General features: G+C 61.4%; 9 protein-coding genes. 5 read left to right on the top strand and 4 right to left on the bottom strand.

From position 1 onward, the window contains the following. Positions 1–94: 94 nt before the first annotated feature. Positions 95–307, top strand: coding sequence for a 30S ribosomal protein S21 (gene rpsU / locus Q0341_RS10940; RefSeq protein WP_019428257.1), 213 nt, complete (start codon positions 95–97; stop codon positions 305–307). 115 nt (positions 308–422) lie between these two features. Continuing rightward, positions 423–869: a GatB/YqeY domain-containing protein gene (locus Q0341_RS10945; protein WP_299513128.1), complete on the top strand. Its 447-nt coding sequence runs from the start codon at positions 423–425 to the stop codon at positions 867–869. A gap of 13 nt (positions 870–882) precedes the next feature. Here Q0341_RS10945 and Q0341_RS10950 read toward each other — a convergent pair whose 3' ends face one another. Together Q0341_RS10950 and pmbA are read right to left on the bottom strand one after the other, a co-directional pair. Continuing rightward, positions 883–1,773: a DMT family transporter gene (locus tag Q0341_RS10950; RefSeq protein ID WP_299513130.1), complete on the bottom strand. Its 891-nt coding sequence runs from the start codon at positions 1,771–1,773 to the stop codon at positions 883–885. Between the two features lie 5 nt (positions 1,774–1,778). Further along, the gene (pmbA, locus tag Q0341_RS10955; RefSeq protein ID WP_299513132.1) at positions 1,779–3,257 is read right to left on the bottom strand and encodes a metalloprotease PmbA; all 1,479 of its coding nucleotides are present in this window, start codon (positions 3,255–3,257) and stop codon (positions 1,779–1,781) included. Between the two features lie 22 nt (positions 3,258–3,279). On the opposite strand from pmbA, the gene yjgA reads away from it, so the two are divergent. Next, the gene (yjgA, locus tag Q0341_RS10960; protein WP_299513134.1) at positions 3,280–3,939 is read left to right on the top strand and encodes a ribosome biogenesis factor YjgA; all 660 of its coding nucleotides are present in this window, start codon (positions 3,280–3,282) and stop codon (positions 3,937–3,939) included. Continuing rightward, entirely contained in the window at positions 3,932–4,528 is a 597-nt protein-coding gene (gene mog / locus Q0341_RS10965; protein WP_299513136.1) for a molybdopterin adenylyltransferase, read from the top strand. Before yjgA ends, mog begins: the two co-directional genes overlap by 8 nt. 25 nt (positions 4,529–4,553) lie before the next feature. On the opposite strand, the gene ispF is transcribed toward mog, so the two are convergent. Then, complete coding sequence (gene ispF / locus Q0341_RS10970; protein ID WP_299513138.1) at positions 4,554–5,036, bottom strand: 2-C-methyl-D-erythritol 2,4-cyclodiphosphate synthase; 483 nt, start codon at positions 5,034–5,036, stop codon at positions 4,554–4,556. Beyond that, positions 5,033–5,758, bottom strand: a complete 726-nt coding sequence (ispD, locus tag Q0341_RS10975) for a 2-C-methyl-D-erythritol 4-phosphate cytidylyltransferase (protein ID WP_299513141.1) — start codon at positions 5,756–5,758, stop codon at positions 5,033–5,035. The genes ispF and ispD overlap by 4 nt, the downstream gene beginning before the upstream one ends. 236 nt (positions 5,759–5,994) lie before the next feature. Here ispD and Q0341_RS10980 point away from each other — a divergent pair. After that, on the top strand, positions 5,995–7,648 hold a 1,654-nt coding region (locus Q0341_RS10980; protein ID WP_299513143.1), incomplete at its 3' end, for a CarD family transcriptional regulator.

Below are 7,648 nucleotides of genomic sequence, written 5' to 3' on the forward strand. Positions count from 1 at the left end.
ACTAGTTCGTGACGAGGAACCGCCGAAACTGGGTTTCAAGGGCCCGATCTCCCTTGCTTCCGCAGCCGGCACATTTTTTTGGAAAATTGATTCAATGACCACCATCCGCGTTAAAGAAAACGAGCCGTTCGACGTTGCCCTGCGTCGCTTCAAGCGCACCATCGAAAAGCTCGGTCTGCTGACCGATCTGCGTGCCCGCGAGTTCTACGAAAAGCCCACCACTGAGCGCAAGCGCAAGAAATCGGCTGCCGTCAAGCGCCATTACAAGCGTGTGCGCAGCATGCAGTTGCCCAAGAAGATGTATTGATCTTCCACTTTGCTTGACCTGAAAAGGTCTGCAAACAAGCCCGCTAGAGGACGCTCAGGCGGGCTTTGTCGTTTATGCCCCTCCACTGCAATCGCCACTTCAACAGGAGCCTCTCATGAGCCTGAAAGAACAAATCACCGAAGACATGAAAACCGCCATGCGCGCCAAAGACGCCGAGCGCCTGGGCACCATCCGCTTGCTGCTGTCGGCCATGAAGCAAAAAGAAGTGGACGAGCGCATCGAGCTGGACGATGTGGCCGTGGTGGCCATCGTGGACAAACTCATCAAGCAGCGCAAAGACTCCATCACCGCGTTTGAGCAAGCTGCCCGCCAAGACTTGGCCGACAAGGAAAAGGCCGAAATGGCTGTTTTGGTGGCTTACCTCCCCGCGCGCATGTCGGCCGAGGAGGTGACGGCTGCCGTGCAGGCGATTGTGCTGGACCTGGGTGCCAAAGGCCCCGGTGACATGGGCAAGGTCATGGGCGCAGTCAAAGCCCAACTGGCAGGCAAGGCCGATATGGGCCAGGTGTCCGCTGCCGTGAAGGCTGCGCTGGCGGGTTGATGTCCCCAACCCGCTAGGCCTGCAAAATCAGCGCCGCCCCAGCCACAGCCAGAACCGCCCCTCCCCACGCCCCCCAAGCTGGGCGGCGGCGGTACACCCCCCACAGCAAAGGCAACAGCAAAATGGGGGTGAGCGATGAAAAAATGCCCACCAAATTGGCCTGCCCGGTGTGCAGCGCCTGCAAAATCAAGGTCATGCCCAGCGCCATCGCCACAGCAGCACTGGCCCAAGTGTTGAACAGGGTTTTGAGATTCAGTGGGTTTTGCACCCGCGCCACCTTGGCCCCAGCCCACAGCAAGACCAAATGTGCCAAAAAGCTGGCCGACGTGCGCACGGCAGACGCCGCCACCGCGTCCACACCAGAGGCCATCAAAGGCTTGATCATCAAGGTAGCGACCGACTGACAAACGGCGGCCACAAGGCCCAGCACAACACCCGTCCACAATGCCCCTTGGGTATTTTCCCAAGCGTGGGTTTCGCTCTCACGGCGGCCCCAGACAATCGCCACCATCACGCCCGAGACCAACAAACTGCCGCCCACCAAAGTCCAGCCCCACAGGGTCTCACCCAGAAACAACCAAGCCAACAAGGTAGAAAACAAAGCGTGTGTGGCAAACAGCACGCCGCTGCGGCGTGGCCCGAGTCGGTTCATGCATGCAAACAAGGCCGTGTCGCCAATGAAGATACCGATCAAGCCGGACAAGGCCAGCAAGCCTACACTCGCGCCATCCAGGCTGCGCCATTGACCGGTGAACAGCGCCAGCGCCCACAGCAAGGTCAGGGCAAAAAACAAGCGCCAGCGGGTAAAAGCAAAAGCACCCATGCGACTGGACGCCGCGGCAGAAAACAAACTGCCCACAGCCCAAGACAAGGCGGCCAACGCCGCCAATAATTCGGCTTGCACAGCGCTCAGCTGCCCGCCACCTTCATGCGATTAACCAAGATGGAGCCGGTAGATTTGGCCCCCATGTTGTAGGTGTCTGAGCCCACGGCCTCAATGCCCATGAGCATGTCTTTCAGGTTGCCAGCAATGGTGATCTCGTGCACGGGAAAAGCGATTTGGCCGTTTTCGACCCAAAAGCCGCTGGCGCCGCGTGAATAGTCGCCTGTCACGTAGTTCACGCCTTGCCCCATCAACTCGGTCACAAACAGACCGGTGCCCAGCTTTTGGATCATGGCATCCAGATCGTCACCCGTTTGGGTCAGGCGGGACGTCAATGCCAAGTTGTGTGAACCACCGGCATTGCCGGTGGTCTTCATGCCCAGTTTGCGGGCCGAGTAGCTACTCAAAAAGTAGCCCTCAACGCGCCCACCTTTGACCACTTTGCGGCGCACCGAGCGCACACCTTCGTCGTCAAAGGGCGAGCTGCCTTTGCCGCGCAGCACAAACGGGTCTTCTTCGATGTCGATATGTTTGGGGAAGACTTTTTTGCCCAGCGAGTCGAGCAAGAAGCTGCTCTTGCGGTACAGCGCCCCGCCACTCACAGCCTGCACAAAACCACCCAACAAGCCAGCGGCCACAGGGGACTCGAAGAGCACGGGGCATTCGGTGGTGGCAATTTTGCGGGCACCCAAACGGGACAAGGCACGTTCGGCGGCATAGCGGCCCACCGCCTCGACCGAGGCCAATTCATCGGCCGAGCGCATCGAGGTGTACCAGGCGTCGCGCTGCATTTCGGCATTGCGCCCCGGCAACTTGGCAATCGGTGCCACCGAGACACTGTGGCGCGAGCTGGCATACCCACCCCGGAAGCCGTGCGTGTGGGCGCTGAAGAAGTGGCTTTGTTGAGCCGACACGGCTGCGCCATCGCTGTTGGTGATGCGGCGGCTGGTCTTGAGGGCAGCGGCTTCGCATTGCAAAGCGATGCGGGCCGCTTCTTCGCTGTTGATGGACCAAGGATGAAACAAGTCCAAGTCGCGGTGCTGGGTTTCGATGTCGGCTTCATCCGGCAAACCCGCTGTGGGGTCTTCGGCTGTGAAGCGCGCGATGTCAAAAGCCGCTTGCACCGTGCGCTCGATCGCGGCTTTGGAAAAATCAGAGGTGCTGGCATTGCCCCGGCGGTGCTTCACATAGACCGTCACACCCAGCGATTTGTCGCGGTTGCGTTCCACGTTTTCTAACTCGCCTTTGCGCACACTGACCGACAGGCCGCAGCCTTCAGAGGCCTCGGCACCCGCGTTGGTGGCACCCAGTTTTTTGGCGTGGTGCAAGGCGATGTCGACCAGCGCTTCAAAATGGTCACGCGAGTAACTGAATCCGTCGTGAGGGTGGGCAGACGAGGCGGTGGTAGGGGCGTTTTTTTTCACGGAAAAGATCTCGAAAAAAATGGCGGGCACACGGTCCGCAGTGGCCGCTATGATACTTGCCACCCAGCCCTCGCGCTGCATTAGAGAACGAGTTCCCCCAGTCATGTCCCGTAAACCCAAAAAAGGCTATTTCGTCCGTGGTCAATTCATTGCCGAAGGCAGCGAACTGGACCTCGAGTACAAGCGCGAGCTCAAAGGCGGCTTCGATGGCCCCAGCCGCACCGAACTCAAGCGAGAAAGCACCGAACTGCAAGACCTCGGCACCGAGCTGCTGACTTTGCGCAAAGACCTGATGGCGGGATTGGCCCTGCCCGACAAACTGGCCGATGGCCTGGCCGAAGCCAAGCGCATCACCAACTTCGAAGGCAAGCGCCGCCAAATGCAGTTCATCGGCAAGCAAATGCGCCTGCTCAGCCCCGAAACCCTGCAAGCCGTGCGCGAAGCGCTCGACATTCAGCGCCTGGGCAGTGCCAAAGACACCCAAGCTCTGCACCTGGCTGAAGCCTGGCGCGATCGCCTGATCGCCGATGATGCGGCGGTGGGCGAATGGATCGCGCACTACCCGCAAACCGACATCCAGCAGCTGCGCGCCTTGGTGCGCCAAGCCCGCAAGGACGCCGTGCCGGTGACCAATGCCGCCGTGTCACAAGGCCTGGCCCCGCGCCAAGGCCGTGCATACCGCGAGCTGTTTAAGCTGGTGCGCAGCGTGCTCACCGGCGGTGAAAGTGACAACACCCCCGACGAGGACGCTGAAGATGAGTGAATCCCAGTTTGACCCGGTCAAGATCGGCATCGTCTCCATCAGCGACCGAGCCAGCACAGGCGTTTACGAAGACAAAGGCTTGCCTGCGCTGCAAGACTGGTTGACCCGTGCGCTGCACAACCCGATCACTTTCGAGCCACGCCTGATCCCCGACGAAAAAGAGCGCATCAGCGCCACCTTGATCGAGTTGGTCGACGCCGGTTGCAGCTTGGTGCTGACCACCGGTGGCACAGGCCCTGCCCTGCGCGATGTCACGCCCGAAGCCACGCTGGCCGTGGCCGACAAGGAAATGCCCGGTTTTGGCGAGCAAATGCGCCAAATCAGCCTGAAATTTGTCCCCACCGCTATTCTTTCGCGCCAAGTGGCCGTCATCCGAGGCCAGAGCCTGATCATCAACCTGCCGGGGCAGCCCAAATCGATTGCCGAGACCCTCGAAGGCCTGAAAGATGCCGATGGCAAAGCCGTGGTGCATGGCATTTTTGCGGCCGTGCCTTATTGCGTGGACTTGATCGGTGGGCCTTACATGGAAACCAAGGGCGAAGTGTGTAAGGCGTTCAGGCCCAAAACCGCGATCCGCCCAGCCCGTTGAACACGGGCTCCGGCCCGCAGCGCCATCAAGAAGGCTTGTGCAGCAAAGCCACGGCACGGGCCTCCATGCTTTGGCCCATGCCCACGGGCCCCAGCTTTTCCGCCGTCTTGGCCTTCACATTCACCTGATCCAGCGCCACGCCCAAAGCCTGGGCCACGCCCGCGTTGATAGCCGCCATATGCGGGGCCAGTTTGGGGGCCTGGGCCACGATGGTGCTGTCCACATTCACCAGTTCCCAGCCTTGCGCCCGCACCCGGCGCATGGCTTCTTGCAGCAACACCGACGAATCGGCCCCCTTGAACTGCGCATCCGTGTCCGGAAAGTGTCGACCAATATCGCCCAGGCCCGCTGCGCCCAGCACCGCATCGGTGATGGCATGCAGCAGCACATCGGCGTCAGAATGGCCCAACAGGCCTGCGCTGTGCGCGATCTCCACCCCGCCCAAAATCAGCTTTCGTCCGGGCACCAGGGCGTGCACGTCCCAGCCTTCGCCTATGCGGATGTTCATGTTCTGCCTTTCAAAACCGCTTCGGCAAAAGCGAAGTCGGCCGGGTAAGTGACTTTCAAATTCTGCGCTGAGCCGGGCACCAGACGCGGTGACAAGCCAAGGCGCTCCATGGCGCTCGATTCGTCGGTGATGCCCGCAAAGCCGTTGACGGCGGCCTCTGCCAAAGCGGCATGCAAAGCCCCCAGGCGGAACATTTGCGGCGTTTGTGCCAACCATTTGTCTTCGCGGGGCACGGTGCTGGCCACGCGGGCGATCCGGCCGTCCATGGTGTGCGACTTCAGGGTGTCAGGCAGCGGCAAAGCGAGCAAGCCGCCCACCGGGTCATCCCGGCAGGCCTCGACCAAGGCCGACACCGCCTCGGGCGCGATCAGGCAACGCGCTGCGTCGTGCACCAACACCCAATCATCGGCCGCCACACCCGAGTGCAACATGGCGCTCAGGCCATTGAACACGCTCTCGGCGCGGGTTGCGCCACCACAAGCCTCACGCCTGAAATGCGCAGGCCACGCATCTTGGGGCCAAGCAAAGCTGTCGCCCGGCGACAGGATCACCCAGCCACTGGCCAGCTCTGGCACGCGCGCGAGCGCCTGCAGGGTGTGCATGACCATGGGTTGGCCCGCCAGGGTTTGGTATTGCTTGGGTTGTGCCGTGCCCGCGCGGCTGCCGGTGCCGGCGCAGGGCACCAGGGCATGGAAACGGGTCGAAAGGGTGGGATCGGTCATTTGTTGACATTGTAAATTTGTAGGTCGATGGCTTCAGCCCCGACATGGGCTGATGGCGCGCGAACATTTGTCGGGGCTGAAGCCGCCGACCTACTGAACACTGTGGTTGACCTGACCAGTCAAGCGGCCAGACAGCTCTGAGCCACTAAAATCAAACCAATTCGACAGATCATCACCCCCCTCCATCCCGGCGGGGGGTGTTTTGCTTTTTTTCAACGCCTTTGCCCATAGCCACCATGCAACTGCCCAGCCTGATCACCGGCAAACGTTTCACCCTGCCCCGCCCTGTCGGATCGGCCGATGCCGTGCTGCTGGCCCAATTGGCCGAGCGCGAAAAAAGGGCGGGCAAACTCACCGCCATCATCACCAGCGACGCGGCTGACGCGCAGCGCCTGATGGACGAGCTGGTGTTTTTCGCCCCGGACCTGCGTTGTGTGATGTTTCCCGACTGGGAAACCCTGCCCTACGACACGTTCTCGCCGCACCAAGACCTGATCTCTGAACGTCTTGCCACCCTCTGGCGCATCAAACAGCGCAACCACCCCGAAAGCGCCGACGTGGTGCTGGTGCCCGCCACCACCGCGCTCTATCGCCTGGCCCCGCCGTCCTTTTTGGCGGGCTATACCTTCGAGTTCAAAGTCAAGCAAAAGCTCGACGAAGCCCAGCTCAAAGCCCAGCTCACGCTGGCGGGCTACTCGCATGTCAGCCAAGTGGTCAGCCCCGGCGAATACGCGGTGCGCGGCGGCTTGATCGACCTCTTCCCCATGGGCTCGCTGGTGCCTTACCGGGTGGATCTGTTCGACGACGAAATCGACTCCATACGCACTTTCGACCCCGACAGCCAGCGCAGCCTCTACCCCGTGCCCGAAGTGCGCTTGTTGCCGGGGCGCGAGTTCCCGATGGACGAGGCCGCCCGTGCGCGCTTTCGCAGCCGCTGGCGCGAGCTGCTCGAAGGCGACCCGACCAAAAGCCGCATTTACAAAGACATGGGCAACGGGGTAGCCACGGCGGGCATCGAGTACTACCTGCCGCTCTTCTTTGAAGAAACCGCCACGGTATTTGATTACCTGGGCGCTGGCCCCAATGCGTCACAAAGTGATGCCGCCACCGTGGTGCTGCACGGCGATCTGGAACCCGCCTTTCAGCGATTTTGGCAAGACACCAAAGACCGCTACCGCTTGGTGCAAGGCGACCCTGAGCGGCCCGTGCTGCCGCCCGAATCGCTGTTTTTGAGTGCCGAGCAGTTCTACACGCTGACCAACGGCCATGCGCAACTGGCACTGCGAACCGGCACCGCCGATGTGGCCGACAACACCTTGGCCCAAGCACTGCCCGAGCTGACGGTGGTGCGCGGCGCAGAAGACCCGCTGGCCCGTTTGCAAGCGCACATCCGCAGCAGCAAAACCCGCGTGCTGATTTTGGCCGAAAGCGATGGCCGCCGCGAAAGCCTGCTCGACTTTGTGCGCTCCAGCGGCCTCACGCCCCCGGTGTTCGACAGCCTTGAAGACTTCTTGACCAACGACGAAAAAGTCGGCATGGCCACGGCAGCGTTGGTCAGCGGTTTCCACTGGTTTGAGCACGGCATCGACCTGGTCACCGAAACCGAACTCTTTGCTGCAGGGGCCACCACGCGCCGCCGCAAAAAGCAGGAACAGGTCAGCGATGTTGAAGCGTTGATCAAAGACCTGAGCGAGCTGAACGTGGGCGACCCGGTGGTACACAGCCAGCATGGCATTGGCCGCTACCGGGGCCTAATCAACATGGACATGGGCCAGAAAAACGAAGATGGCACGCCCGCCCTGCAAGAGTTTTTGCACCTCGAATACGCGGGCGATGCCACGCTGTATGTGCCCGTGAGCCAGCTGCAGTTGATCGGCCGCTACACCGGCG

The organism is uncultured Limnohabitans sp. (genome assembly GCF_937889215.1).
Taxonomy (GTDB): Bacteria; Pseudomonadota; Gammaproteobacteria; order Burkholderiales; family Burkholderiaceae_C; genus Limnohabitans_A.